We start from the raw sequence: 26,637 nt of genomic DNA on the forward strand, positions 1-26,637 counted from the left end.
ATGAGCCAGCTGCCCAACAGATTTGACGTTGAGATCGCCCAGCAAGGCGCGAAGATTTCCAGTGCGTTACATATGTTGCGCAGTCAACAATACCCGCCGGACGCGCGCAAGGGGCTACGCAAATTCCAACTCAGTGAAGTCGCTGAGTTCATGGGTGTTACCCAGAGCCATCTCCGCCAAATTCATTCCGAAGGAAAAGGTCCCGAAATTGAGACGGTAAGCGGCCGTCGATATTACAATGCCGAGCAAATGTTGGAACTCCGTGACTATCTCGAAGCCAACAAGAAATCTGATAAGCGATATTACGTCCCTCAGAGACGCGAAGGTGAGCCGATGCAAGTCGTTTCCGTCGTCAATTTCAAAGGCGGCAGCGGCAAAACTACCACGGCGGCGCACCTTGCTCAGTATCTCGCTCTGACGGGCCACCGTGTACTGGCGGTAGATCTCGACCCTCAAGCGTCACTTACGTCTTTGTTCGGCATTCAACCTGAACTTGATGATACCGCGTCTCTTTATGAAGCGCTTAGATTTGACGATGAGCGCAAACCAATTTCTGAAGTGATCCAGTCGACCAATATACCAGGGTTGGACGTCGTTCCCGCAAACCTTGTCCTGCAGGAATTTGAATACGATGTGCCACTGGCCATTTCGTCCAAGCGTGGCGACGAGGGACGGCTGTTTCATATGCGCATCGTCAATGCCCTCAAGGAAGTGGACGACAAGTACGATGTCGTGGTCATCGACTGCCCCCCGCAGCTTGGCTATCTGACGATTACCGCATTGATGGCCTCGACTGGTATTCTCATTACCATTCACCCGCAAATGCTCGATATCATGTCGATGAGCCAGTTCCTGCAAATGCTTGGCGGCATCATGACGCCTGTTGCTGAGGCGGGCGCTGAGATCCGGGTGGAGTGGTTTCGTTACCTGGTGACTCGGTTTGAGCCGACCGACATCCCACAGGCGCAAATGGTTGGTTTCATGCAGTCCATGTTTGCGCAGCAGATGCTGCGAAACCACGTGCTGAAATCGACCGCGATATCGGATGCATCAATCCGAAAGCAGACACTGTACGAAGTCGAGCGCGGAGACTTTGTCCGATCGACCTATGACCGGGCGATCGAAAGTCTTAACGCTGCCAACGGTGAAATCGTCGATCTCATACACAGCGCATGGGGCCGGAAATGAACACCTTGTCAGCCGTTTTTCTCGTCGTTTTATTTAACTCCAGCAATGCCTTATCGGGTTTGATGGCGAATTTGGAGATCGACTATGACGCGTGAAAACCCTTTCGCGAAACTTGATCTGGCCTCGTTGAACGAAAAGCCGCAGCCGAAAGCTGGTTACGGCATGACAGGGGCTGCAAAGACTGTCGTTCGGTCGATCGAAGACATGGCAGAGAACACGAAGAAGCTCATGGAGGGCGAGGTGATTGTGGAACTGGATCCACAGCTGCTTGACGTGTCTTTCCTGCCTGATCGTCTATCGGAGGATGACGAAGAATATCTGGAGCTCAAGGAAGCTATCAAGGCTACAGGTCAGAGCTCGCCAATATTGGTGCGGCCAAGCTCGTCAGATAGCCAACGGTTCATGGTTGTTTTCGGTCATAGGCGGCTGAAGGTCGCCAGAGAATTGGGGATTCCGGTCAAAGCAGTCATCAAGAAACTCGATGATACCGCTTCAGCGATCGCCCAGGGGCAGGAAAATTCCGCGCGCTCCAATCTATCGTTTATTGAGCGTGCCTATTTCGCGAAAAATCTGCTTGCAACCGGAATGTCTAAGGATGTGGTCCGCTCATCGTTGGCGATAGACGAGGCAATGCTCTCAAAGATGATGGGTGTTGTCGAAGTCGTACCTCAGCCACTGATCCAAGCACTCGGGGCCTCCAAGAAGATTGGACGCGACAAGTGGTTGAGCCTCCGCCAGCTGCTTCTCACCCCTGCTCTATCGAAAGTCGCTGTAGAGCATGCCGGAACGACAGAGTTTTCCGAGTTGGATGAGAGCCGGCGCTTTGATGAGCTTCACGAATATCTGAAGCGCTACAAGGTCAAGTCAGCTGCGAAAACACCGAAGGCTAATCAGGCCAACAAGGGGTGGGCATCAAGTGACAATTCATTGCGTTTCGCGATGAGTGCCAGATCAAAGAAGGTTGCAATCGAGCTTTCGGACGTGGAAGCGAAACCCTTCGGTGACTGGTTATCTACCCACATGGATCGTTTGTACGATGAGTACAAAGGGTCAAAATCGAAGATCAACGGAGACTGAACCAGCAAAAGAAAAAGGCCCCCAATCGGTAACCCGCGGAAGCCTCTCTCGTCATCTCTAGCAGGATCGAGAATCGCATTTCCCGGAATCACAGTCAAGAGTCTTGGCGCCGTTTTGGTGAGTGGATTTCTTTTGCCTTTTGAAAGGTGAGAGAAAATGCAGACGGGATGTGTAACGACGCCCTTTGGGCGGCGGCCCATGACGCTTGCCTTAGTGAGAGGTCAACTCGGAGCGGCCGAACCGAACCCAGGCACACGTGTCGACAAATGGAAAGTCTTCAGGGATGTCTGCGAAGCGCGAGAACGGTTTGGTCTTCAGGACCGAGCGCTCGCTGTTCTCGATGCATTGCTGACGTTTTATCCTCACTCCCATCTGGAGAGTGAAAATGGGCTTGTGGTATTCCCGTCGAACGCACAGCTTTCTGTTCGCGCACACGGCATTACGGAAAGCACACTCCGCCGGCAGCTTGGATGCCTCGTTGACGCGGGCCTCGTCCAGCGCCGCGACAGCCCAAACGGCAAGAGGTACGCACATCGTAACCGAGCCGGTGAGATAGAGCAGGCGTATGGGTTTGATTTGAGCGCTCTGCTCACACGGGCCGCTGAGCTTGCCGAGCTCGCTCAAGATGTCGCTGCCGAACGGTTGCGTTTCCGCCGGGCTAAGGAAGCACTTACAATCTGCCGTCGCGATGTCCGCAAGCTGATCACAGCAGCTGTAGAGGAAGCAGCACCGGGCGACTGGGGCAAGGTGGAGGAGATCTTTATAGGGGTAGTCGGCCGCTTGCCGCGCAACCCCATCCGCGCCCAAGTGGAAGCGACACTTGATGAAATGCTGATTTTACGCGACGAAGTCCTTAACCTGCTGGATGCGAACGAAGAAACTGAGGAAATGCACGGCAATGCCAGTCAGAATGCACGGCACATACAGAATTCAAATACCGAATCTATAAATGAATTTGAACCTAGCTCTCGAAATGAGCAGGGCGATAGCTTGGTGGAGAAGCCGATTGCACCGAGAGTGGCGCGCGAAAAGACGAGGGCCGGTACTGATCAGATCAAGTCGTTCCCGTTGGGAATGGTGCTTAGAGCCTGCCCGCAGATTGTCGATTACGCCCCAGCAGGTGGGATCTCTCATTGGCGCGATCTGATGACGGCGGCGGTGGTCGTTCGGTCAACGCTTGGCGTAAGCCCATCAGCCTACGAGGAGGCTTGTGGCATTATGGGGCCTGAGAATGCTGCTATTGCGGTGGCGTGTATCCTGGAGCGGTTTAATCTGATCAACTCCCCTGGCGGCTACCTCCGCGATCTGACTAAGCGATCAGAGCGCGGCGAGTTTTCGCTTGGGCCCATGCTGATGGCTTTGCTGAAGGCTAACTCCGGTAACGCTAGATTGGTAGGCTGACATCGCTCTTACGGGTAAGGGAATTGGCCTATGTCCGGGGTTGTCAGCCGTTTTTTTTGGCACTTTGCGAAGTAAAAACAATGGGATAAAGAGGGTGAGTGCCCTTTTTACGGATCATTTCAGCGGCTGTCTTGCAACATGATGATGCGCTTTGAACGGAGTGGGACCTTGATCCGAGAAACTATGGATATCCAGCTGGAAGATTTGCCAAATCTGGCTGATCGCATCGCACGCGTCCGTGACATGGCAATGGAGATTGAGGGCCTCCCTGACAACACTTATGCTCCGATGGGAAGTTCTCTCGCTGATGTTGAATGGTTCTCGCTTGCGGCTGTCGTTAAGACCACCTCAAACGCGCACGCATTTGAGCTCCTTGTGGAAAATCGGAACACGATCGCTGCATCAGCCTTAGTTAGAATGCAGATCGAAACTGCTATGCGCTTGTTCGGTCTGTCTCTCGTCGAGGACGTAGAAGTTGCCGGAGCCATGTTGATGAAGGGCGAAAAGTATTCTGCACTTCGGATGCGCGACGGACGTACGCGACTGGTGGACAAGCTTTTGCACCAGGAACTCTCGAAACTCTACGCCTGGGTATCTGACGCATATGAGGACGCCTCGGCCTTTGTGCATCTAGATAGAGTAAACATTTGGTTCAAACTTACGTGGCTAGACAGCGGTGGGTATTACAACCTCAATGGGGTTGATCCTAATCGGCAAGATGCGGAGTACCACCATCTTGTTGACACGTTCTACATCGCGTTAAGAATGACGCGAGACCTGTTGCGAGATTTCCTTCAAACACGTTCGCAGCCAGCCGAGCGCGAAGCTGCACTGGAAAAGTTAGGGGTCGAGGAGCGACCGCTGTCCGGAGCGAGGTAGCGTCGGCTTCGCCAAAGAACCAGTTGTCTTTGGTTGGCTGCAACAGCAAGCTATCCTTTTCAGACTGTTTCGAGTTTTCTATCCATCAGGATGGCATTGAGCCTACTGACGCATTTATCGCGGAGCTGTTCGAGGTTTCGAAGCAGTTGCGGGTCGCGTATTTCCATGTAGTTCGAGTGCTGGATAATCAACTCGCCCCTGAGTGCTTCCGCTATAGTCGTCTTGAGCGTTTGCAGATCGCTCTCCACGCCATTGAGTTCTGCCTTCCAAGCTGGATTGGAAAGGCTGCGCCAACCTCCAATTGCTTTCTGGATCACGTGCTTGCTTGTTCGATCGACGAGTTCGCCAGTTCGCAGAGCCATATGGGTGTCCTTGATAGCCTGGAGCAGATCGTCAGCGTTCTCGCTATACAAAGGGTCACGGAATGCTGGTCTGTGAAATGCAGTGGCGATCAAGCCAAGAATGAGCTCGTCTTGTTCGGACTGTGAACGGATGTGTATCACCTGATCGTAGTACCAGCGCTGAAGATCAGGATAGAGGTTAAGCCAGGACACATAGTCGTCCCAAAACCAGGCTTGGACGCGAACCCGAAGCCCGCGACGCTCAAATGCCTCCGTGAGATCGCGAGCGCTTTTTTGAATTCTAGCATCGCGCTTCGCGGTTGTTGCGAGCACCCAGGTGTCGAGTGAGGGAGTGAAGTTCAGCGCGATTTCGGCTTCCTCTTTAAGCATGGCAGCGGAGATCACTGCGTTGGGAAGCAGGTTGTTGTTGTCATCGCGAATGGAAAGGCGTTTGCACTGCACGCCGAGGTGCCCCACGTGCTTGGTCTGAGCGTAGATATCGACGCCGTCTTGGGCTTGACCTGAGCGGCCTATCATTGACGATTGCGTGTTGTAGATTTGATCAACTAAGCCACGGGTCAGTTCTTCAAACTACTGCCAGTCCAATGGTGGCTGAAATAACTGACTTAACTGTCCCAATTTACTTCTCCTAAAAAGTACGCTCTCTTAAAGGAGGCGCGCCGCGCGTCCGCTTCGTCGCGAGGCACTATTGTAGTAACTAGATGCCTGCTGGACCGACCGGTGTCGAGACTGCTCCATTGCCTCGGGCAGGGGAATACCGCGATTGGCAGCTTCCGTCAGGTAGCCCGATCGCAATCCGTGCGCTGAAAACTCCCTAGCCTCCAGCCCGGCCATCTCCGCGCGCTGCTTGACGATCAGATTGATCGACTGCGGATCGAGCTCGCGGCGTGAGACGGTGCCCCAGCGCCCGATTTTTCGAAACACACTCCCGCTCTCGATCTTTGCCGCGGCCAACCAGGCATTTAGCGCCTCCACCGGGCGGCCGGTCAGGTACACGACATCGTCTTGTTCGCCGCTCGTGGTTTTGGTCCGGCCGAGATGGATCGCGAGAGAGGGGAGGGGAGGGCTGTCCGGCACGTCTATCGCCGGTTCCCGAGTCAACTGCTCGACCCGCAGCCCTGCGATCTCGCTTCGCCGGCGGCCGCCTGAGGCAAAGGCAACCATCAGAATGGCGCGGTCACGCAGATCCCGCAGGTTGTCCGTGACGCAGGTCGCCAGCAGTTTTGCCAGAACATCGCCCGTGACGGCCTTGGCACTCTTCCGGCTTCGTTTACGCGGCACGGCACGCACAGCCAGTCGGATCGCCGACTTGAGGGGAGGGGAGGCGAAGGCGCCGTTGAGGCCGCGCCATTTCGTCAGTGTCGACCAGTTCGCCAACCGCCGGCGCACCGTCGAGGGCGCATGTGGCCCGGTCGATTTCAAAAGGCCCTGGCTTCGCAGGTTTTCGTCGACATCTGCCGGCATGCCATGTTCGGGATCACTGGCCCGCTTTTGCGGATCCCACAAATGCTGCGCGACAAATTTGAGCAGCAGCGACTCGGGCGCCGGCCAGGAAAGCGACTGTTTCGTCGCGGCCAAGGCCCAGGCTTCGATATACGCGAGATCGGAGGTGATGGCCCGCAGCGTGTTCGCGCCCATGCCTTCGTTGACGAGATGGCGCAGCGTTTCTATGTCGCTATCGGTCAGTAGCTCGGCGAGTTCGTCGCGGCGATCGATCGGCAGGACGGAGGCAATTGTGTCGAGTTCGACGGCTCTCGCCAATTGGGCATCATTCATTACAGACACCACTTCATCTTCTTGCGCTCGGCGAGAACAAGACCTTGGTAGAATTCTGGCATTCCCTCGAGCGGATCCTCACCTGCGTCGGCGCGGCGGGCAAGCTCCTTGAGTGCAGCAAGATTCATTCGCGGCCTCGGTTTACCCAAATCGATGAAGTCGTCGTCGGGAAACATCGAGTGAGCATGCATATGGGGAAGCAGCCACCGCGCCAGGTCACGGTAGGATGGGTCCGATTGGTTCTGCAGAAGGTCGGTCGTGGCTCCCGCGACAATATCGGCGATCTGCAGTGTGGGGTTTTCTGTTGACGATCCAAAGCGCAGGGGATTTGACAGATTGGCCCTGATAGGCGCTGGTTCACCGCCTGGTCCTTTTAGCTCCACCGTTTCGGTGTTCCCAACGAACCCGGCAAATACGTGCGCCATCGCCTGTAACGGCTTGGAATCATCGCAAAGCACATCCAGCCTGTCGAACCGGTGTCCCCAACCATACACGATCAGACTGAACAGGCAGGTCGTTGTGAGATCGAGCGTCCATTTCCCAGTCGGGTCTACATCCCTCTGTAGGTGCTCGCTTTGCTCTGCGATAATTTTTGCATATCCACGTGCGAAGCGGAGAACGCACGAAAGGATTTCGTTCGTTTCCGGGTCTTGCTCGGCGGCGCCGAAAACGGTCGGCGCATCGCTTGGGTCAAAAGACTTCATGAATGCCTGAAGTTCCTCGGCGAGCTTTGGGACTTGCTCGCCAGATCTGAAGAACACGCGATGCAGCGCATTCATAACGAAGCGATGGAGATCCTGACTGTAGAACAGCGTACTCCACCTTTGGAGAACAGGTTCGAATATATACTCAAATGTTTTGCCAGCGAGATTCAATCGCTTGTCGGCCGCTATAACCAGTACACGTCCTTTTAGAGGACTCAGGATGTCCAAGGCGATCTCGGGCCAATTCGCGCGCTTACGCAGCAAACTGGCCTTGAGTTCTGGAGCCTGGATGTGGTGCTTTGCTCGCATTGCACTGACAATGCCAGCTGCTTCTTCCGGCGTGAGTTCGACTGCGGCGTAGGCAAAGTAAGGCTGGTTGTCGTCGAGGAGCTTGGGCCCGGTGTAGCCAGCTTCATCGCAAGATATCAGTCGAGGGGGCGTGTTTTGGGCCAAGCCACAGACTCCATATTATGAACAGGAGCCAGTTTCTCATGATCTTTGACCGTTGTCGATCTTGTATCGATAAACGGTAGTTATCGATAGTAGATATCTCTACTGGCAACCATACCAACTGGCGAACAATAAAATATAGATAGAGTTCTTATTGGAAATCATTTACCATAATATCAATGGCTTACGATGTTTCTGGAATTCCAATTTTGAATTTGGTTCGGCCGGCTTTTGACGCCGGTATCGCCCTCGCGCGCCTCGACGAGCGCATCGCCCATTCGCCCGTTGGCGCCGGCTTCCTCGAGCGCCAGAATTTCGCCGATGCCTGCGCCTCGCTGTGGATTGACGGCGAACTCGTCCACCTCGAGGACCTGGTCCTGCACGATGCCACTCGCGATATTCGCACGCCCACCCACGAACTGACAATCGCCCGGGATGTCCTGCGCACCCGCCGGCGTATCACTTTCCAGTCGCCCGCCTGGGCGCTATCGCCCGACGGCGTTCGCACGCTGCGACAGACTTCGAAGATCGCAGCCGCTGGCACTGAGGTGGCGGAGGCGGCCAGCACCATCCGCCGCGCGGTCCCGGCTGATGCGGAAGGGGAGGGGGATGATGACGACGTGGGAAATCTGCCCGGCGTCGATTATGCCGCCATCGATGCTGTGCTGGCCCGATCGGAGGCGGCGATTGAGGACGCCACGCGGCCCGGCCGCGCCGGCGGTCGTGCGGCAGCCAGCCACGCTGAAAAGGATCCGATGATCTATGATCTCGACTGGGACGAGGATGCCCGGCTCGATGAATGGCGTGCTGTGCTGGGTCAGGCCGAGCACATGCCGGCATTGATGAGGGCGATCGTTGCCCTCGATGCGTGGAACGAAGTTTCTGTCCTGCAGCACGCTCCGTGGCTTGGTCGCCTGTTGTGCGCCTCCATCCTGCGCCAGGCCGACATCACTACCGGAGCACACTTAGCTGCCATCAACCTCGGCCTGAAAACCATACCTGTCGATCGCCGCCGGCATCGCGACCGGGAGACCCGGCTGCTCGCCATCGCGCAAGGAATTTTGGCGGCCGCCGAGATCGCCATGAAGGAGCATGACCGGCTGGCGCTGGCGAGAACGATGATGCAGCGAAAGCTCGACGGGCGCCGGACATCTTCGAAGTTGCCGGCACTCGTTGACCTGGTCATGGCAAAGCCATTGGTGTCGGCCGGGATGGTGGCGAAAACGCTGGAGGTGACGCCGCAGGCGGCGCGGCGCGTCGTTTTGGAGCTCGGCCTCAGAGAGATGACGGGGAGGGGGAGGTTTCGCGCGTGGGGTGTAATTTGACTGCCTGTCGGCTCGTATCAACGATCAAGCCGCACTCGAAGTCGGCGGGCGCGCTCCTGAAATGCCTGCTCACCGCCCTCAAGAATATCACAAACGGCTTTACGAATGTCGGCGTTTTCCAGCCCGCCGGACGTGTACGTAATGGGAGGCAACCCGCCGGCAGTGTGTGGGCCTGCGTTGGCGATGATAATCTGGTCGGCGTCGGTGTTGATCACGAGATTTGCGTTATGCGTAACCATGATCACCTGCCGTTTCGACTTTACGGCGATAAACAGTGACACCAGTTCTTCATAGACCGATTTAGGATCGAGGTTTTCTTCCGGTTGGTCGATGATGAGCGGGCGGTCATCGGCATCATCCAGCGCCAGATACAGGAGCAGAAGGACGATGCCGCGTGTTCCCGGCGACAATTTGCGGATATCGGTCCCGTCATAGACGATTTCGTACCGGACGGTGATGTGGTCTGTGTCGAACAGCCAATGGGCAAATTTGTTCAACCATTCCCGGTAGTCATCGAGCTGGTCGCGATCATAGGGCGCATGCCCGATCAGTTGTTGCAGATACGTGTTGATGAAGCCGGCCATGGCCGCCTGTACATCGCTGGCCGATCCTGTCTCCCACGGTCGACGGAATGTCCTTTCAGCGAGATTGATCAGCGAACCGCGTCCCTGAAAAGGGCCGGCCTTTCTGCGATCGAGGAGGTGCTCTTCGGCAAAAGCTCCCCAGGCCGCCACGTCGACCACACGCTTGACGGTGAAACCCAGCCGGCCAAGCGTGCCGCTCGATGCCGCAAGTCGCTGCATCAAGGGCGTATAGAGGTCGGTCAGTGCCTGCTCTTCATTGATCACGGCGTGGAAGACGCGACCATAGGCATCATCGCGTTCTTTCTGCAGATCCTTACGCCGCTTGTTTGCATCACTGGCGTCCGTCAGTCTCGTCTTGAGCGTTTTGAGCGCAGCGTTTTCCTGGGTGATGCGTTGCGAAAGCGCCGTGTATTGCTTGCGGATGGTGGTATCTGCGCTGATCAGGCCGGCCAACCGGTTCATCTCAGCTTGAAGCGTATTCAGTGGCAGTGTTTTAAGATCTACCGTTTCTGAGAAATAAGGCGTCTTGCTATCGAGAGTAGCTGCAGGCCCGGTCAGCAGATCGATCTGTTTTTCTGTCCAGTCCAGATAGGCTGTGAGCTTGTCATCCACCTTGCCCTTGTAATCCAGAAGAAAGTCGCCCCACTCCTGATCATTCAGGTTGCTCTGAAGGTGGCGTTCGCGTGCTTGCCGCAGCATTTCCGGCGCCTTGGTTGTGCGGGTGCTGGCGACCTCGTCCTGCAAACCCTGCAGAGTGCGGCGACGGTTCGTGTAGACCTGTATGGCTTCCCGGACGTTTTGAACCGCGCGGCCAATCAGCGCGTGACGGGCCGCCTCCGCCTCGGTGCCCTTCAGCACGAGCCGGCCGAGGTCGGCATTGTAGCTATCGATTTGCCCTTGCTTTTGCGTAATGAGCGATTGCAGGCTCAAAACTGAACGCTCCTTTTCGAACTCGATTGCGATGCGATCCGAGAGGTCCGCAATGGCGTCGACATCTCGCTCCCTGGCTTGCTGGAAGCGCGACGTCATGAAGTCGCGCAATTCGCGAAAATCCAGTGCACCATCCCGGTCGTCAATCGGATGGGCCTCAAAGATGACGCGCTCGATCTCATCAATCAGGCCATCGGAGATACCGTCGGAGGAGCAGAGATCCTCGACAAATTGCTGGGACAGGTAGCGAGCGCGGGGATACGCCGTGCTCTGGTCAGCGTCGCGACCGTCCAGATAACGTTCTACAACGTCGCCACCGCCCCATGTCAGTGTCGCGGTCGCATCGCCCAAGAGCGGACGAGCGCGCACCAGAAATGAAGGGCTCATGATCTTTTCGCTGGCGTCCCAGGCGACCGGCGGTATCGCGTCGCAACCCGCGGCGATTAGGTCGGCCAGCGCAGTCTTGCCAGAGCCGCGCGCCCCGATGATGGCCACGAGACCAGGATTTAATGGTATGGACGGCGTTGCCGCCCAGTCTCCGTCCCTGATCGTCACCTCGGTGATCACCTGCGATGGCATGGCGGTCCGAGGGGGTTCGGTCCCGACACAGGCGCGACCTTCGGGATCGATGCACGCTTGACGCAGCGCGTCGAACTCCAGTCCGCCCTTCACCCACGAGAAACGGTCTTCGACCGGCTTCCCGACAGTATTCTGATCATGTGCGTCACTGCCGTGAAGGCAGGGCTTGCATCCGTCATACCGGTTTTTGAGCTCCTCTGCCGAGACGCCCTTGTAGCCGAGCCAGAAATCCCGTTGTGACGGGCTGCTCGAAAAGATGATGTGAGCGAATTTTTCGATTTCCTGCCGTACTGTCGTGTCAGCGGCCTGGCGTAGCCCGGAGGTTCCGTCGCCTGCCGCACCGGCGACCGCTACAAGGATGTTGGCTTTCGCAAATTCACTCGCGGCCAGCACGGTGCGCAGTTGCGAGAAACTAACCTTGAACTGGGTGACGCCATAGGCAAGCGCGGCCTTGTCATCAGTGAGACGAGGATCTGCTCTGCGACCCAATGCGATTAGGTCGGCACGCGTGCAGTTGAAGGAGTCGTCATGGGCATGGAACTGTAGTCGCTGCAGAACGCGATGCAGTTGCTCCAAGTGGTCGTCACGTTCGGGACTGACCAAAAGGTGGACATTGACGAAGCCCGATTTGGCGGCCGCGTCGAGGCGGAGCTCCACATTCGGGAAGATCAACTTCACGTCGGGGAGACGGCCTGCCGCCTTGTGCTTGAGGACCGCTTCATAAGTATCCGTCAGATAGTAGTCGGTTACTGCGAGCGCCTCGATCCTCGGTGAGGATGTTTCAAGGCTCGAGAGATAGCTCTCCCAAGGATCCTTGGACCCGAACTGATTATTCAGCACCGTGCCCGGGGCATGAATGTGCGGTTCCCATCGACGCCATTGAGACCCCTTGCCCAGCATGAATCCCCCCCTGGATGCTGCTTCATCGAAAACATAGACGGCTTGTCCTTGCCTTCAGTGCAAGGTGATCGCCTTCGCAAGCATGTATAGTCGCGGTTTGCAGGCTACAAGATCGGCGCGCGTATAATCTCTCTAGATTATCCGCGAGTTATGGCTTTGGCCGGAAAGGCCGGATTGATGATATGCGGGTGGGGTTAGCGATCTCGACCAAGGCATCGAGGGTGGCCAATAGGACGCGGCGGTTTGGGATATCAAGCCGATGCGCGACGAGCCTCTCGAGCTCTGGGCTGCGGCCGACGAGCGCGATGCGAGGACGGCTTCGGAAGCAAATGAGTCCGATGTTGCCCTGAAATCGATGTTCGCGAGATTTATGTCCCGGATCTCCATATCGACACGCTGAAGGTGAAGAGCCGGAATTTCCATTGAAATAGGTCAATCAAAGGTCATCGGCAACAAAGCGAGGAATTTTTCCCTCACCGCCGCACGTTCGGCAGAAATCCTCCCGGCCGTTGCATGAAGGACATTTTACCATCTTGTAGGCGCTTCGGTCGAATTGATCTGCTTGATCCTTGTGCATGGAGCCCTCCCCACCACACTCTCGGCAGGTGATATCGTTCCATTCACCGGATCCTTCGCAGAGCGGGCATTGGACATCGACATAGTCACCCAGGTTCACCTCGTCGGCTTGGCGTTTCTCGATCTGGCATTCCCCACCGCACACCCGACAATCGTATCCTTGATATCGCCCCTTGCCTTCACAGAGCGGGCAATCGACAAGCTCATAGTCGCGGACCTCGATTCGGTCCAAATCTTGACGATCGACGCGACAATCTCCACCGCAAACCGGGCAAGGATCTCCCCGCAAAACGCCAGAACCCTCGCAAACTGGGCAATCGACTTCGTCCCAGTCCCGCGCATCGACCTGGTCGGCGTAACGCTGCTCCATTTCGCCCTCACCGCCGCAAGCGGGGCACTCATCTCCGCGGAAAGTCTGCTTTCCATCACAAAGGGGACAAGCGACTAGACGATAGCGGTCAAGGTCGATTCCGTTTGCTTCAGCTATGGTCAACTCTGCCTCGCCTCCACAGGCAGGACAATCCATTCCCTTGTAGTGACCATGGCCATGGCACAGCGGACAATCCACAAAGCCGGCTTCTCTGGCATACTCGTCTTTGAATGACACAGCGAAGCTTAGTGTTGTCTTGAGATCCTCGGGTTTGGACGAGCTCTTCACCAACGCTTTGAACTTCGGTTTCAACGCTTCGAATGCGGTGTAGCCAGGGTCCTGCTTCGAGGTTGGCGCCATTTTCGGCACGGCTTTCAAAACCTCTTTCGCTAACCGCTCCACCGTAGCGATTTGCTCTGGCGACGACGCAGCAGCGATCTGCGCGTTCAGGCTTTCGCAAGCTCTCAGCACAGTAAAGAGGCTGCCGGTCACTTTCGCCTGCAGCTCCCAAACTGCTCGGCGATAGTATGTTAGCGTGTGCTTGAAGTGGCTGACAAATTCCGCATTGTCCTCTTTGGGACCGTAGCTGTGCTTGTCAAATTTGGTGTGATGATTTGCGCAGAGCCAAATCAGGTTTTCGGGATGGTTGTTCTTCGACTTATGAACTGGATCGATATGGGCCGCTTCGCACGAGTTTGAGTTCGCATGGCAAATTGCGCACTCGCCGGCGGCTTCCTCTTTGATCTCGTTCTTAATGCCGGTGGGAACGGGGGGGCGAGCACCTTCCTTCGATGGCCAAGCCACCTTCAGCCAGTCATTGAACCCTTCAAGCTCTTCTCTTTCGAAATAAAGATGCCCTGAATCTGCGCGAGCTTTCAGCTTTCGATCCGAGCCGTGTTTGGGAGCGTAACTAACAAACCACTTCAAGAGTTTAGGCGACATTCCAACCAGAGAAGCAGCCTGAAATTCGTTCAGTTCGCCTTCCGGCGTATGTGCCTTGCCGCGGTTCTTCTTTTTATCCATCGCTGCCATTACCACCATTTACTCAGGAAGCACTGTATTATAGTCCAGCTTTCGGATTTAATATCTAACGACAATTGATACTGCACGCGCTCCGCATAGCTCGAATTGAAACGTGGTGAACCGCTGTCGATGATGGAAGCATTCCCCTCCTCAGGTCAATAGTAGCCGGTGTAGTCGTTGATCAGGTCGCACGATGCGGCCAGCTCTCCGATCACGGTGAGTGTGAGTGACAGCAGCTGTTTGGTGCGGTCGGGACTGTCGAAACCCTTTGGCCCTGACTTGCCGCCATGGAAAAGGTTGTTTCGCACCGTTTGGCAATGGGTTATCACCTGACCCATGGGCGAAAGTCCGTCCACCGCAGAGGGGCGGAAATCGAGTGAACTATCGGATCCAACTACCTGCTTTTGGGGGTTGGCAGCTAACAGATTGGCGGCCGCATCTGTTAGAACGTATTTAGCTTCCCATCGCTCCCGCAACTTCTGCCAGCCCGCTTCAGCAGGTTGCCCTGCTCCGTCCTTTTTGAGGTAGCTGTTGGCCTTCAATGCATACTCAAAGCGTGAAAAGAAATAGAGGAACTCGAAAGCAAGCTCCTTCAGTTCGTCATCCACTTCTTCTCTGCGCATGCGCATCCCCGCGGTCTTGCTGGCTGATTGAAGTAATTGTGTTCTCGGCTTAGGAGAATCGTCTCAGATTACACAACGTTAGGGAATTTACAGGTCGTGACAAGCAAGCTCTTCATTATCGGAAATGGCTTCGACCTGCACCACCGAATTGAATCGAATTATTCGGATTTCGCTCGATACCTCGAACTGGTCGATCCCAGTACTTATCGTATTGCTGAAGACTATGTCGTCCCTGAGAAAGATCTCTGGAGTCGTCTCGAAGAGCGGCTCGCTGAGGTAGATATTGACCAAATCGAGGACTATGCGGAGAATTTTCTACCGTCGTATGGGGCAGACGATTGGAGCGACTCCGGACACCACGACTACGAGTATGAAATCGAACAAATCTGTGATGGGATATCGCGAGAACTCCGGAAGCATTTTGCTGATTGGGTTCGACAGCTCAAAATCCCAACGCGTGCGCAGGCGCCCGTGCGGTGTATTGACCAGACAGCCTTTTTCCTGAACTTCAATTACACCCCCACGCTCCAGCGGCTATACAATGTTCCCCGCGATCGCATCCTTCACATTCATGGCTCAGCCTTGGATCCCACTTCCGAGATTGTTCTTGGTCACGCGTGGGATCGCCAGACCGAAGATCTACGATCACGCCTAATAGACGAGGACACCGATGTACGTGTTGCTGGAGGGTTTCATCTGATCGATGACTTACTCGCCGCGACATTCAAGCCCACCGCCGAAATCCTGTTGCGGAATAAGGCATTCTTCGACGATCTCGGTAGTGTTACCGAAGTTTTCGTCCTCGGCCATTCGCTGTCGCTGGTCGATGAACCATACTTTCGTGCGGTGCTTGATCGCTTAGGTTTGCAGACTCGGTGGACAGTTAGCTATTACGTGGATGACGTCGCTGCATGGTTTGCCGCTGACAGTATAGGAATTCCGACTTCAAGACTGCGTCTCATGCCGATGAGCAATCTATAAAGCTTACCGTTTCCCTAGGCTCGTCATTTACCTGTGGCGGCTTTTCAATTTCGCAGGTCAAAGCTATTCGATAAAAGGAATCTGCCATGGCGCTCTTGTACAAGCACGCCGCGCTGCAGACCCTTGCTTTACGGTTATTCGCGGGCGCAGCCCACGTTTAGTCTTCGCGCATTCCGGTCACTTACCTTCCGAAAAACAGCTATCGGAACCGTAGCGGTCTCTTTACGATAGGGATCGATGACATGCTGATCGGTGGGCGGTCTTTACCAATAATTCTGAGAACAGCCCGATCATGATGAAAGTCAAGGAACTCTTGCGCTATGGCTTTGTCTGCAAAGTGGGTCGATATCTGAGCATCGGCGGAAGCAGTGAGTGTGCCTGCTGGAAGGACCTCTGCCCATCCTTTTAGTTTACGATACTCCTTCACAATCATACCAAAGGGCGGATATGCGTGACTTAGTTGCGCCTCGGGATATCCGACAAGATTCCCTGTAATGTCGCACGCGATCAAGCCATCCGGCCCCGCGAAATGGTCAAATTGCCTCTGCTTCATGGCCAGCAAATCACGTGACACCGCATTGTGGCATGCTACCGAGAACTCCTCCGCGTCGCTCCTGGGGCGGCCAGCGACTGCCTGCACGTAACTGAAATCTGTGGGAGTATCGTCGACGCGAATGACCCAGAACCCAGGGCTCGACCATCCATCGCCCTTATTCAATCGCCGCTCAAACCGCTTTATGCCGGCCCCGATCTTCGACGGCCCATCGGAAACGAGCAGATCGAATCGTTCAAGCAGCGCCGAGAGATCGCTGTGGTCCTGATAGTCCGATATGTGATCTCCGTCGTTATAGCGTGCCAGCATTTCCCGAAAATGCTGTTCGGCAGCCTTCTTGCTCTTGAATACCTGACCGTTCGTAAGCTCAACAGGTTTCGCCATCTACTACTCCTCCAATACCGCCCTGATCAGCACTTTGTCACGGATTTCGCGGACTACGATGGAAGGGAGACCGAGGCCATCTAGCCGGTCGCGTCTATCAACGACCCATTGGATGCAGGCCGCCTCATCCAACTGATCCAAAGCGACAATCTCATATAGAGCTACCGCGCCTATGCGCGACATGCCCAGCTCCATCAAAGAACGCAGGGTCACAGTGCTGACACCGAATTCCAGTGCAACGCCGATATCGAGATCCTGATCAATAAGGTCTTCCCGGCCTATGGCCTTCAAGTGCTGATTGAGCACATCGACGTAGGCCGAGAAATAGCGTGGTGCCAGAAAGCGGGCCGTGCCTTCGATCATCTCAAGCGTGCTTCGTATCACACTGGCCGTATCGACCTCACCGTCACGGCGTTGGAGATACTCCAGCCGCTTGCGAATAATCGTCGGCAGGGAAAAGCCCTTGAGCCATTGCAGTACCGTTAGCGCGTGAAGAGGGATCAAGGTTTTCGGCACAAAGACAGTCAGGACATTCTCATTGATCCGTTCCATCATTTTGGAGAAGCGATGATATGCGTCGTCACTTTCCGAAGGCGCAGCCAGCAGATCTTCCGGTGATCCTTCAAATGCCCGAAAGTACGCCAGCAGGCTTTGCAGCCCGATCAAACTTACCCCGGGATTTCTGGCGCCGATATCGGCTGCGAGGTCGAGGCCATCGGTCGCTTTCGCAAGTGCCAGCTCGAGCCGTTGCAGGTTTGCAGAAGACTGGCGCTTTGCCCATGGCGCGCCCGTCAGAGACCGGTCGCGGACATAGGCTGTCGTAAGATAGGCGCTCACCTGCTCAAAGGCTCGGACCTGATCAGGATCGATGTCAACGCCCAAGGGGCGCTGTTCTATGTAGGCAGTCAGTTCATCGAGTTTCGACAGCGCAGTGTCGGTCTCTCTCCGGATAGGGTATCGGGTACGTTGGGGAACGCCCGACGGCCAGGCTTTTTCGTCCGACGCGTCGATGCAGATGATATTTCCCTGAAATTCATCACCCCATCTGCCCGCTCGGCCGGCAAGGTTCCAAAAATCCTGCGGTTCCATCGGCGTCTTCTTTCCCTTGCGGGGGCCGCGAACCACGATCGTCCTGCAGGAGAGATTAACGCCCTCAATGAGCGTGGACGTGCAAACCAGGAATTTCAGCTTTCCTGTCTTGAACAGACGCTCAACTTCCAGTCGGATCAGCGAGGGCATGTTTCCGTAATGGAACGCGACCCCAGCTTCTACCAATGGACCAAGGCTATAGCTTCGATGCACACATTTCCGGGCCAAGTCGGAAAGGTCGGTCAATTCTTGGTCGATCTCTTTTGCTTTCGGTAGCAGCTGACTGATGAGCTCGGCAACATGTTCGGCCTCCGCGGCACCATTGGTGTAAACCAATGTGCCGCCCCGCTCACCGATCGCTGCTGCGATGAAGGCAAGCCTTTTCGACAATGAACCCGGCTTGCTCGCGAGAGTCAGCGTCCCGAGAGGCAAATAGTCCTCATTGTGCCGGAACTTGAGCGCCCATTTGATGGGCTTTGCGGGGACCTGGTGCGCGACTACGATGTTTTGCAAAACGGTCGCCACATCGCTGTCGATGGGTATGGTGGGTGTTGTCTCTGGCGCGTCGTCGAGCAGCACTTCGGGATTTTGCGTTGCCGGGCTTACAAACGTTACGCGCATATTGGGGCTTGATCGGAGAAGCCGTTCGATAGCGTCTTGAAGGATGACGCCGCGCTGTGGATCACCAACCTTGTGTGCCTCATCCACAACAACGAGATCAATGTCGACACGCTCGTGCAAAAGGTTGGCCAGTAGATGTAATCGCTCTTGAGTGAAGACAAATACACATCGCTTGCCGGATTTTTCCGCGGCAGCATATTTTTGCGCCGACGGCAGTGACGAGATCTCGATATCTAGTCCTGACTGCTTGGCTACCTCTGCCAGCGACGACTCGATTTCCGAGACTAGGGCACGCGTTGGCGCGAGGTAGACTGCCCGGCGAATCTTCTCTGTCGCGATGCAATCGACAAGCCACTTCAATACGAGGAATGTCTTGCCAGATGCTGTGGGAGCAGAAGCGGAAAGCCAAGCCCGCTCCTGACCAGCCGCGCGCCAAAACTCGAGCTGAAACTCGTTGACCGGCAGGCGCTCACCCGTCGCTTCCAGGAGGATGGAATTCTCGATTTGCTTGCGCTGATCTTCGATCCGAAGCGCGACGCCCAGCCGCGTCTCCAAATTCGGCTTCAGGCGCCCGCGCTTCTCGGCAAGTATCACCGAGCGGCGATTTGAAAGCTTGTCGAATAGAACCGCGGCTGCATCGCGAACGGGGTCTGGCGTCGGTAGCAGCATCGCGCCGGTGGCTATACGCAGACTCGCCTCGCGATGCAGCCGCTTTTTTGAACGTGCAAGGATGCTCGCACCAAATAGGAGGCGCGGCCAATCGAACTTGACCTCCGCTAACGAGTGCTCCTGGGCAACGTTGTCTAGTTCCAGAAGTGTGGTGACCATTCCGAGCTGCTGCAACTCTGCCCGCAATGACGTGTCGTAGAGCCAATCCTGGAGTTCTGTCTCAGACATCAACGCCCCATCGCGTCAAGAAACGCTTCTCTGAATTTTTCGACTGATGGAAGCGGCAGGCAGAGGAAGTGGATATCGAAATGCTGAAGCTTCTCCTCGGTCAGCCTTCGACCGACCGATGCGGACCATCCCTCAAGCCCCTTCTTCGCGGCAGTCACCATGTCGTCCAACACCCCCTGTCCATCATTGGCAGGATAGAACTCGGCATCGAAGCCGACCAACGCTACGCCGCAATACTCCACCCTGTTCGACATGGGCGAGCTTGTGTCGAAGAAGCGGCGGAAGGCTGCTGACAATTCCGGATCGCCAAGATCTGCTTTGTCGCTCAAAAGCAGTAGATCTCGCTCCCGTGATGAACCGAGATGATCTTCTTCGATTAGAAATGGTGCCAGCGAGCTGAGGCAGTCCCGTATCGCATCAGTCGGATCCTTGTAGACCTTGGACTCGCCCCAGAAAAGTTTCAGCTTACCGTCGTCGGAGACTGAGGCGTAGACGCCGTCTGCACCGTGATAGTGCATGCGACTGTCCGTCTTGAGGTCCATCTTACAGAGAACATGTGGGATGCCCAAGAAACGTTCCGCTAGGAGAAACAGAAGCATTTCCCCACCCTCGCCGGTCTTGGCGAGGTCTGTGAACAGGGCCCGTGCTTTTTCATGAAGAGCTGCGACGGCCGATGTGGATCGGAACTTGGCATCCCGATGCCTCGCTTCTTCAATGCGAGTACGGGGGATGGCATAATCAGCAGCGGCGTGACGCATGAATTCAGCGAGACGCTTTATCTTGATCTTGCCGTTTCCATCGGTCGTCAAGCAATGGCAGTAAACTGTGACCTTGTGGCCATCGATAACGATATCGCGTTCGACAAGATGTAAGTGCACACCTAATTCGTCCGGATCGCCCGACAAAATCGCGTCGAGCTCTGCACCGGTGATCTCTACCATGTCGCCGCATTCCCAAAGAATCAACTACAATTATATTGCGAATCAAACTGCTGCGCTGCAAGTCTAAGGAGCTGAAAGAGCACGGCTATCCTTGTGAATTGTATTGGATGGCGTAGCAAAAGTGATTCCTGGTTCAAGAGAATAATCTACGTTAGGCTCAGAGGCCGAGCGGCGCGGCGTCGCTGAAGTGCAAACGAAGTTAAGGTGCGCCGTCGACCGACAATCTAACCCTGAAAAACTCTGCTTCATGTCGTTCAGATGCGGATCTGGACGACGTTCGAGCTATCTTCCAGAAATACAAGATAAACTAATGGGTTATAGGAATTTTGGGGATAGTTTCGATTCCCATCATTACTCGGAACAATTATTACATTGAATACTGCAAAGCCTGCTTTTTGGGCAGGCTTTGAGATATTTAGGTAGGTGGAATCGTGACGATGGTTACGAGATTGGGTCTTCTGGTGAATCGCGTCTTCGCGCATTTCCAGCCCAGGTGCCAGGGTTATGCCATGGCCGTTGCCGTCGGGAGGGGTAATGAAGCCACTTTCGATCGGCGGCAGTTGCTCGACCAGCTTGTGGTACCAGCCGTAGTAGAAGCCGCGCGTCATTTCCTGTTCCCAAATATTGGGTGCGACCAAAGCCAGATGGGTGGAAACCGCCAGTGTGATCGGACCGGAGCAATCGTGGAAGGCGATCGAGCGTGCCGACGCTTCGGCTATACCGGCCGCCTTGCGAGCATAGGTGATGCCGCCACCCCAGGTAATGTCGATGATCGGCGTCGAGATGCGGCCGATTTCGATCAGCTCGCGGAACTGGCCAAGGCCGCCGAGAGTTTCGCCGCCGGCCAGCGGCGCAGAGGTGTATTCGGAAAGCTCGCGCAGGTCGGAAATGCGGTCCATCCAGATCGGGTCTTCGATCCAATCCATGCCGATAGGCTCCAAGGCACGGCAGATTTTCTTGGCTGCCGGAAGGCTCCAGATACCGTGCAGCTCTGCTTTCAGCCGCATCTTGTCGCCGTGCGCTGCGCGGATTTTTTCGAACGGTGCTATATATTTTTTCAGGTCCGCCACCGAGATATCGACGCCATCGATAGCGCCCTCGGCAAAATCGAATGGCCAGATTTTCATAGAGGAAATGCCCATTTCGAGCAATGAAGCCGCGACTTCCGCCGGCTGCTCCAGAAAGCCTGTAAGATCCTCGTAATGGTTAGCGTTCTTTTCCGCCAGGCCGAAATTGCCGGGCTTCACGTCAGAGGACTTCGAGATGTAGTTCGGACCGGCGCAGGTGTTATAGACCTGTATGCGGTCGCGGGTCTTGCCGCCGAGCAGAGCCCAAAGCGGCCTCCCGGAGACCTTGCCGGCAATATCCCAGAGTGCCACATCGACGGCCGACAGGGCGCGAATTTCGGCACTGGTGCCGAAGAAGCCGACGTAAGGCCGCATCTTACGCGATAGAAACTCGATCCGCGACGGATCTTCGCCTAGAACGAGCGGCGCGATGCGGTCGTGAATGTCGGCTTCGGCGGCTGCCGTTCCGAACCATGTCTCACCGAGGCCCACCAAGCCTTCGTCGGTATGTACACGAACCCAGAGGAGATTGGCATATTCACCAAGCCGAAGTGTTTCTATTGCGGTAATTTTCATACGTTCGGTCCACCAAGTTTCTGATACTTTTTTAAAAAGACGCTGTTGTCCGATTTCGTCATAGGCGATCCAAATTCTTTGGAGAGAACCGGCATTATGCCGAAGTGCCACGTATCGCGCCGAATCGACCTCAAGACTGGTGCGGATTTCCAGAAGATTGGCGACCACTTCGTCAGGTACCATATCCAGCTTCTGAAAGCGGATAACGCCGTCGCCGCCGTCGCGCTTGCTTTCAAAAAGCCCTTTGCCCGGCTGATTGTCGACGAAGCCATCTGCCCGCAACTGGGCGACTGCCTCGCGCATGACGGTGCGGCTCGCTCCGAACTGGTCCGCAAGAGACGCCTCGGCAGGCAGGCGGCAATCCGGCTCAAGCTGCCCTTAGGCAATACTGGCTGCCAGCCGCACTACGACGGTCTCAACTAGTGTGTCACGTTTGGGTAGCAGATCGAACATAAGAATATTTCTTATACGATACGATACGATACGATATCGGCTGGCGAGTGCGATGTATGATGGCGTACGTCATACATCGCCGGGGAGGAAGCCGGTACTTCCTCAGCGAAGTCTCCGGCACGATCGGAGAGAACCTCGAACTGTCAAAGAAGTGACTGCAAACTCGGACAACATCTCGGAAGACGAATTGCTTTACGTTAGCGATAGCATTGAAGATGGTACAGAAGGTCTGACCGAGAATGGCATCGAAGAACTTCAAAGCCTACCCGCCGACATCAGGACGTGGGACGGCGGTATCAGCAAGTTCCTCATCGACACACAGTGCGATCCTGAAGTAATCGACCGCATCATGGCCGATGAGATGAAACGCGGCCTATAGCTTTCATCTCTCGACACCCGAAAGATGCGTTCGTCGGACGCAAACATTTCATCGGCGAGCTCCGCCGTCATGATGTCCGCCCTACCTTGCTGTAGCGTTTCTTTGAGCCTCAATATCTCGAGTGTGCTCGCCAACATGGATGAGGGATTGTCTTTCGGTGGACACCGCGCCGTCGTCGGTGAGTTGGTGCGCTTGCAGACAGTCCTCTCATCGATTGCAGCTGGCGACCGAGTGGACCGGGACGATGGCATTGGCCGTGCGGCGCTAACAGCGTCAGACGGGATGTGAATTATGTATGACAGCCGACGGTATCGACAATCCGCTGGAGGGTTAGTGTGATGCCGTCGGAGGATTTACCGGTTCCAAGAGTCGGACCGGTGTGCTGGTTTCTGGAGTTGATGCGGTCGCGCGCGGGCGAGTGCGCTGATTTTGTCTTGAGGCCAGGCGATGACCATGGTCGTTTCGGTCTATCTTCCGAGTTGGCCGTCGGATCGTATCCGTCGCTCCGATCCTTCCATTCCACCTACGCAGGCCCTTGCCGTGATCGCCAGAGGTGGCGCCAAATGATTGGTCTCCGCAGCAGATGACTCGGCAAAACGGTCAGGTGTCCATATCGCCCGGCCAACGGCCAAGGTACTGTTTCTCGACCTCATGCTGATGGATGCAGCCTTAGGTGCAGATATGCGTGTATCGCCGATGGCCTTTCAGGCGAAATTGACAATTCCGATATTGGGGACGCATGGGTTCTAATTGCGACACTACACACTCCGACGTACTGCATAAGAACCGCCATAACCGCAATCTTGAGAGCTGATCGCTTGAAGCGAGTTGTAAATTGACCCATATTGTGAAAATAGGATCTGAAATTCGATTTTTTGTAAGTAGTAACTTATGCCGCAAGTGTGCGGGGGAGTGAAACGTGTCGAGAAAACTCTTAGACCCCGCTGGTATTGACGAGACGCGCGCCCCTTTTAGTCGTCCATCGCTTGGCGAAGAGGTTTATGAAGCCCTGCTCACGCAGCTGATTACCCTGAAGATTCCTCCAGGGGAAAAGCTGTCTATAGACGCAATTGTGCGCGATTTCGGAGTGTCGCAAACTCCAATTCGTGCCGCGCTTATTCGGCTTGAGGCCGAAGGTTTGGTGGTGCGGAAGCACAATGCGGGCTATAGTGCAGCAACGATTCCTACTGGCAACCGGTTTCGAAACATCTACGATTTTCGAATGCTACTTGAGCCAGCCGCGGCTGCGATGGCGACAAAAAAGCTGTCAGAAGACCAGCGTGCGGAACTTGAGCGGACGAGTCATGCTCTGAGCTTACTATTGAGCGAGAAATCTCAGGCAACCTACGGCAAATTTGCAGTGCTTGACGCGCGGTTTCACGAAATCATAGCAGAAGCCTGCGGTAATGACTTGATAATTGAGGCGCTAGGGCGCCTCTACACACACATGCATCTATTCCGGCTCCGTTATCATTCGACTGTAACATCCGAAGCGGTGAAGGAACATAGTGCGATTATTAATGCTATGTTTGCAGGAGACGAAGTATCTGCTGAGAAGGCTATGAGAATCCATATCGAAGCTTCACGTCGCCGAATGGAACCTTACTTTGAGTTTCTGTAGTCGATGGCAGCCCTAGACAGGGTTCTATGCCAACCAGGTGGTCTTGCAAATCAGTCCCAACTGCGTTGACATCCCGGCGTGTGGCTTCTGTTCGAAATAGATCTTTGGAAACTTAGATCAATCAATCATTTTAAAACAGTCGGCGCGACATTCTCGCTGTCCAACCAATAATGGTATCGTCTTAAAGGCGGTCCGATAGAACATGCCTCGTAGCCAGGTGGAGGCTGACCGCGTGCCCCTCCTTACTGACGCTTGGCATTACCCGGCGTCAGGAAGTATACCTCGTGGTCAGCCCTTGGGGTCTATGCTTTGTTTTCGGTTTTGCGAACGATGTCGAGTGCGACGTCGACGATCATGTCTTCCTGACCGCCGATAAGTCCGCGCTTGCCGATCTCGACAAGAATTTGCCGTGCATCGATGTTGAATTCGCCTGCAATCCGTTCAGCGTGACGAAGGAAGCTTGAGTATACACCGGCGTAACCGAGCGTCAGCGTCTGGCGGTCGACGCGCACCGGGCGATCCTGGATCGGTCGAACGAGATCGTCCGCTGCATCCTGAAGCTTGAACAGGTCGCAGTTATGCTCCCATCCATACAGGTTCGCGACGGCGATGAATGGCTCGAGGGGCGTGTTGCCTGCACCGGCACCCATACCGGCGAGAGACGCATCGACGCGCCGCGCGCCGTTCAGTACTGCTGTCACCGAGTTGGCCACCGAAAGAGACAGGTTCTCGTGCGCGTGGATGCCACGGTCCATCGTGGGGCTCAAGGTGCCATGGAGCGCCTTGAAGCGATCCTCGATCGCTTTCATCGTCATCGTTCCTGCGGAATCGGCGACGATAACGCCATCGGCACCATAGCTCTCCATCTTGGCGGCCTGAATAGCGAGTTGCTCAGGCGCGCACGCAGAAGACATCATCAAGAAGCCCCAGACCTCCAGACCCATCTCCTTGCCAGCCGCGATATGCTGTGCGGAAACGTCGGCTTCGGTGCTGTGGGTCGAGATGCGGATTGACTGGATTCCAGCATCACGAGCATGCTTCATGTCTTCGATGGTACCGATGCCTGGGAGAAGCACGGTAGTTAGTTTCGCGCGCTTTACGACCTTGGCTGCTTCTTTGATGTACTCGACGTCGGTATGCCGGCTGAAGCCGTAGGAGAGGCTCGATCCTTCGAGGCCGTCGCCGTGACCCACTTCAATGCCATCGACGCCAGCTTCGTCAAGTGCCGCACCGATCTCACGGATATGACCCAGGTCGTAACGGTGGCCAATGGCATGCATGCCGTCACGGAGCGTTACGTCGGAAATGTATAGTTTTGTCATGTCGATTATTCCGTCCAGTTGCGCAGTTCGGCCAGACGCTCGGCTGTCCGGAGCGCTGCAGAGGTCATAATGTCGAGGTTACCCGCATAAGCCGGAAGGTAGTGGGCTGCACCTTCGACTTCGAGGAAGACGGTCACTCGCAAGCCGGTGAAAGGCTTTTCCAGGCCTGGCATTTGCAGCGGAGCATTGTCTCCGATCCGCTGGATCTGGATGTCTTGCTTGAGGTGGTAACCGGGAACAAAGCTCTGGACCGAAGCGATCATGTCGTTGATGGATGCCTTGATCGCGTCCTCGTCGGCAAAATCGCACAGGCACTGCACCGTGTCGCGCATCATCAACGGCGGCTCGGCCGGATTGAGAATGATGACAGCCTTGCCACGTGCGGCGCCGCCAACTGTTTCCAGGGCCCGAGCTGTCGTTTCCGTGAACTCGTCGACATTGGCACGCGTTCCCGGACCCGCCGACTTTGAAGCGATCGAGGCAACGATTTCGGCGTAGTGAACTTTTGCGATCTGGCTGACTGCGGCCACGACCGGAATGGTCGCCTGCCCGCCGCACGTGACCATGTTCACGTTCTGCGCGGAAAGGTAGTTGTCCAGGTTGACAGTAGGGACGATGTAGGGACCGATGGCGGCCGGCGTAAGGTCGACGACTTGCTTGCCGTGCTGCTGGAGAATCTCGTTGTGACGCTTGTGAGCACCAGCCGAGGTAGCATCAAAAATAATCTGAATGTCTTTAAACTCAGGCATCTGTACGAGCCCGTCAATTCCTTCGTGCGTTGTCGCGACCTTGAGGCGCGCGGCGCGCGCGAGCCCCTCGGAATTCGGATCAACTCCAACAAGTGCCGCCATCTCAAGGCGATCGGAGTTGCGCATGATCTTAATCATGAGATCGGTACCGATATTGCCGGAACCGATGATGGCGGTTTTGATCTTGGGCATTTAGAATCTCTCAATCAGGATGAAGTTCAGCCTGATGAGATCCTACCGAGCAGAGGGCCTTCGTG

19 protein-coding genes and 3 pseudogenes are annotated in these 26,637 nt (G+C 55.5%); 8 read left to right on the forward strand and 14 right to left on the reverse strand.

The genetic code is table 11. From position 1 onward, the window contains the following. From repA to AC27VQ_RS21520, 4 genes are all read left to right on the forward strand, one after another. A complete protein-coding gene (repA, locus tag AC27VQ_RS21505) occupies positions 1-1,188 on the forward strand; it encodes a plasmid partitioning protein RepA (protein WP_488717891.1) in 1,188 nt (395 codons plus the stop codon). A gap of 84 nt (positions 1,189-1,272) precedes the next feature. Next, positions 1,273-2,265: a plasmid partitioning protein RepB gene (gene repB / locus AC27VQ_RS21510; protein WP_488717892.1), complete on the forward strand. Its 993-nt coding sequence runs from the start codon at positions 1,273-1,275 to the stop codon at positions 2,263-2,265. Positions 2,266-2,421: 156 nt separating this feature from the next. After that, on the forward strand, positions 2,422-3,666 hold the full coding sequence (repC, locus tag AC27VQ_RS21515) for a plasmid replication protein RepC (protein WP_488717893.1): 1,245 nt from the start codon (positions 2,422-2,424) through the stop codon (positions 3,664-3,666). Between the two features lie 183 nt (positions 3,667-3,849). Continuing rightward, positions 3,850-4,545 carry a hypothetical protein gene (locus tag AC27VQ_RS21520; RefSeq protein ID WP_488717894.1) on the forward strand — a complete coding sequence of 232 codons (696 nt, stop codon included), beginning with the start codon at positions 3,850-3,852 and terminating at the stop codon, positions 4,543-4,545. Between the two features lie 59 nt (positions 4,546-4,604). Here the strand turns inward: AC27VQ_RS21520 and AC27VQ_RS21525 are convergent, their stop codons facing one another. From AC27VQ_RS21525 to AC27VQ_RS21535, 3 genes are all read right to left on the reverse strand, one after another. Next, entirely contained in the window at positions 4,605-5,423 is an 819-nt protein-coding gene (locus tag AC27VQ_RS21525) for a hypothetical protein (RefSeq protein WP_488717895.1), read from the reverse strand. Between the two features lie 129 nt (positions 5,424-5,552). After that, complete coding sequence (locus tag AC27VQ_RS21530; RefSeq protein ID WP_488717896.1) at positions 5,553-6,683, reverse strand: site-specific integrase; 1,131 nt, start codon at positions 6,681-6,683, stop codon at positions 5,553-5,555. Beyond that, on the reverse strand, positions 6,683-7,840 hold the full coding sequence (locus AC27VQ_RS21535; protein ID WP_488717897.1) for a DUF3800 domain-containing protein: 1,158 nt from the start codon (positions 7,838-7,840) through the stop codon (positions 6,683-6,685). The genes AC27VQ_RS21530 and AC27VQ_RS21535 overlap by 1 nt, the downstream gene beginning before the upstream one ends. A gap of 176 nt (positions 7,841-8,016) precedes the next feature. Between AC27VQ_RS21535 and AC27VQ_RS21540 the strand changes: the two genes are divergently transcribed. Further along, positions 8,017-9,162, forward strand: a complete 1,146-nt coding sequence (locus tag AC27VQ_RS21540) for an RHE_PE00001 family protein (RefSeq protein WP_488717898.1) — start codon at positions 8,017-8,019, stop codon at positions 9,160-9,162. 17 nt (positions 9,163-9,179) lie between these two features. Here the strand turns inward: AC27VQ_RS21540 and AC27VQ_RS21545 are convergent, their stop codons facing one another. From AC27VQ_RS21545 to AC27VQ_RS21555, 3 genes are all read right to left on the reverse strand, one after another. Continuing rightward, positions 9,180-12,155 (reverse strand): TrlF family AAA-like ATPase, encoded by a 2,976-nt coding sequence (locus AC27VQ_RS21545; RefSeq protein ID WP_488717899.1) that lies wholly within the window; start codon positions 12,153-12,155, stop codon positions 9,180-9,182. Between the two features lie 436 nt (positions 12,156-12,591). Further along, positions 12,592-14,124 carry an HNH endonuclease signature motif containing protein gene (locus AC27VQ_RS21550; protein ID WP_488717900.1) on the reverse strand — a complete coding sequence of 511 codons (1,533 nt, stop codon included), beginning with the start codon at positions 14,122-14,124 and terminating at the stop codon, positions 12,592-12,594. A gap of 155 nt (positions 14,125-14,279) precedes the next feature. Further along, a complete protein-coding gene (locus AC27VQ_RS21555) occupies positions 14,280-14,747 on the reverse strand; it encodes a hypothetical protein (protein ID WP_488717901.1) in 468 nt (155 codons plus the stop codon). Positions 14,748-14,843: 96 nt separating this feature from the next. Between AC27VQ_RS21555 and AC27VQ_RS21560 the strand changes: the two genes are divergently transcribed. Next, positions 14,844-15,728, forward strand: coding sequence for a bacteriophage abortive infection AbiH family protein (locus tag AC27VQ_RS21560; protein WP_488717902.1), 885 nt, complete (start codon positions 14,844-14,846; stop codon positions 15,726-15,728). 199 nt (positions 15,729-15,927) lie between these two features. Here AC27VQ_RS21560 and AC27VQ_RS21565 read toward each other — a convergent pair whose 3' ends face one another. The 6 genes and pseudogenes from AC27VQ_RS21565 to AC27VQ_RS21590 form a co-directional block, all read right to left on the reverse strand. After that, on the reverse strand, positions 15,928-16,665 hold the full coding sequence (locus AC27VQ_RS21565) for a DCL family protein (RefSeq protein WP_488717903.1): 738 nt from the start codon (positions 16,663-16,665) through the stop codon (positions 15,928-15,930). 3 nt (positions 16,666-16,668) lie between these two features. Next, positions 16,669-19,272: a DEAD/DEAH box helicase gene (locus AC27VQ_RS21570; RefSeq protein ID WP_488717904.1), complete on the reverse strand. Its 2,604-nt coding sequence runs from the start codon at positions 19,270-19,272 to the stop codon at positions 16,669-16,671. Beyond that, positions 19,272-20,213, reverse strand: a complete 942-nt coding sequence (locus tag AC27VQ_RS21575; RefSeq protein ID WP_488717905.1) for a HamA C-terminal domain-containing protein — start codon at positions 20,211-20,213, stop codon at positions 19,272-19,274. Before AC27VQ_RS21575 ends, AC27VQ_RS21570 begins: the two co-directional genes overlap by 1 nt. A gap of 254 nt (positions 20,214-20,467) precedes the next feature. After that, positions 20,468-22,039, reverse strand: a complete 1,572-nt coding sequence (locus tag AC27VQ_RS21580; protein ID WP_488717996.1) for a mandelate racemase/muconate lactonizing enzyme family protein — start codon at positions 22,037-22,039, stop codon at positions 20,468-20,470. A 63-nt stretch (positions 22,040-22,102) separates the two neighbouring features. Next, a pseudogene (locus AC27VQ_RS21585) lies at positions 22,103-22,222 on the reverse strand (GntR family transcriptional regulator); the annotation flags it as partial. 342 nt (positions 22,223-22,564) lie between these two features. Next, positions 22,565-22,733 (reverse strand): annotated as a pseudogene (locus tag AC27VQ_RS21590) (IS5/IS1182 family transposase); the annotation flags it as partial. 78 nt (positions 22,734-22,811) lie between these two features. On the opposite strand from AC27VQ_RS21590, the pseudogene AC27VQ_RS21595 reads away from it, so the two are divergent. Both AC27VQ_RS21595 and AC27VQ_RS21600 read left to right on the forward strand, forming a co-directional pair. Next, positions 22,812-23,209, forward strand: a pseudogene (locus AC27VQ_RS21595) (damage-inducible mutagenesis protein); the annotation flags it as partial. A gap of 398 nt (positions 23,210-23,607) precedes the next feature. Beyond that, positions 23,608-24,309 carry a GntR family transcriptional regulator gene (locus tag AC27VQ_RS21600; RefSeq protein ID WP_488717906.1) on the forward strand — a complete coding sequence of 234 codons (702 nt, stop codon included), beginning with the start codon at positions 23,608-23,610 and terminating at the stop codon, positions 24,307-24,309. Positions 24,310-24,611: 302 nt separating this feature from the next. On the opposite strand, the gene dmpG is transcribed toward AC27VQ_RS21600, so the two are convergent. Together dmpG and AC27VQ_RS21610 are read right to left on the reverse strand one after the other, a co-directional pair. Continuing rightward, on the reverse strand, positions 24,612-25,631 hold the full coding sequence (dmpG, locus tag AC27VQ_RS21605) for a 4-hydroxy-2-oxovalerate aldolase (RefSeq protein ID WP_488717907.1): 1,020 nt from the start codon (positions 25,629-25,631) through the stop codon (positions 24,612-24,614). Positions 25,632-25,636: 5 nt separating this feature from the next. After that, a complete protein-coding gene (locus AC27VQ_RS21610) occupies positions 25,637-26,572 on the reverse strand; it encodes an acetaldehyde dehydrogenase (acetylating) (RefSeq protein ID WP_488717908.1) in 936 nt (311 codons plus the stop codon). Positions 26,573-26,637 lie beyond the last annotated feature (65 nt).

The sequence above is a fragment of the Shinella sp. 20P9.1.1 genome (assembly GCF_057798995.1).

Excerpts from the sequence above, each read along its gene's own strand:
- repA (WP_488717891.1), top strand. The coding sequence starts at position 1 with ATGAGCCAGCTGCCCAACAGATTTGACGTTGAGATCGCCCAGCAAGGC.
- repB (WP_488717892.1), top strand. The coding sequence starts at position 1,273 with ATGACGCGTGAAAACCCTTTCGCGAAACTTGATCTGGCCTCGTTGAAC.
- repC (WP_488717893.1), top strand. The coding sequence starts at position 2,422 with ATGCAGACGGGATGTGTAACGACGCCCTTTGGGCGGCGGCCCATGACG.
- AC27VQ_RS21520 (WP_488717894.1), top strand. The coding sequence starts at position 3,850 with ATGGATATCCAGCTGGAAGATTTGCCAAATCTGGCTGATCGCATCGCA.
- AC27VQ_RS21525 (WP_488717895.1), bottom strand. The coding sequence starts at position 5,423 with ATGATAGGCCGCTCAGGTCAAGCCCAAGACGGCGTCGATATCTACGCT.
- AC27VQ_RS21530 (WP_488717896.1), bottom strand. The coding sequence starts at position 6,683 with ATGAATGATGCCCAATTGGCGAGAGCCGTCGAACTCGACACAATTGCC.
- AC27VQ_RS21540 (WP_488717898.1), top strand. The coding sequence starts at position 8,017 with ATGGCTTACGATGTTTCTGGAATTCCAATTTTGAATTTGGTTCGGCCG.
- AC27VQ_RS21545 (WP_488717899.1), bottom strand. The coding sequence starts at position 12,155 with ATGCTGGGCAAGGGGTCTCAATGGCGTCGATGGGAACCGCACATTCAT.
- AC27VQ_RS21550 (WP_488717900.1), bottom strand. The coding sequence starts at position 14,124 with ATGGATAAAAAGAAGAACCGCGGCAAGGCACATACGCCGGAAGGCGAA.
- AC27VQ_RS21555 (WP_488717901.1), bottom strand. The coding sequence starts at position 14,747 with ATGCGCAGAGAAGAAGTGGATGACGAACTGAAGGAGCTTGCTTTCGAG.
- AC27VQ_RS21565 (WP_488717903.1), bottom strand. The coding sequence starts at position 16,665 with ATGGCGAAACCTGTTGAGCTTACGAACGGTCAGGTATTCAAGAGCAAG.
- AC27VQ_RS21570 (WP_488717904.1), bottom strand. The coding sequence starts at position 19,272 with ATGTCTGAGACAGAACTCCAGGATTGGCTCTACGACACGTCATTGCGG.
- AC27VQ_RS21575 (WP_488717905.1), bottom strand. The coding sequence starts at position 20,213 with ATGGTAGAGATCACCGGTGCAGAGCTCGACGCGATTTTGTCGGGCGAT.
- AC27VQ_RS21580 (WP_488717996.1), bottom strand. The coding sequence starts at position 22,039 with ATGGTACCTGACGAAGTGGTCGCCAATCTTCTGGAAATCCGCACCAGT.
- dmpG (WP_488717907.1), bottom strand. The coding sequence starts at position 25,631 with ATGACAAAACTATACATTTCCGACGTAACGCTCCGTGACGGCATGCAT.
- AC27VQ_RS21610 (WP_488717908.1), bottom strand. The coding sequence starts at position 26,572 with ATGCCCAAGATCAAAACCGCCATCATCGGTTCCGGCAATATCGGTACC.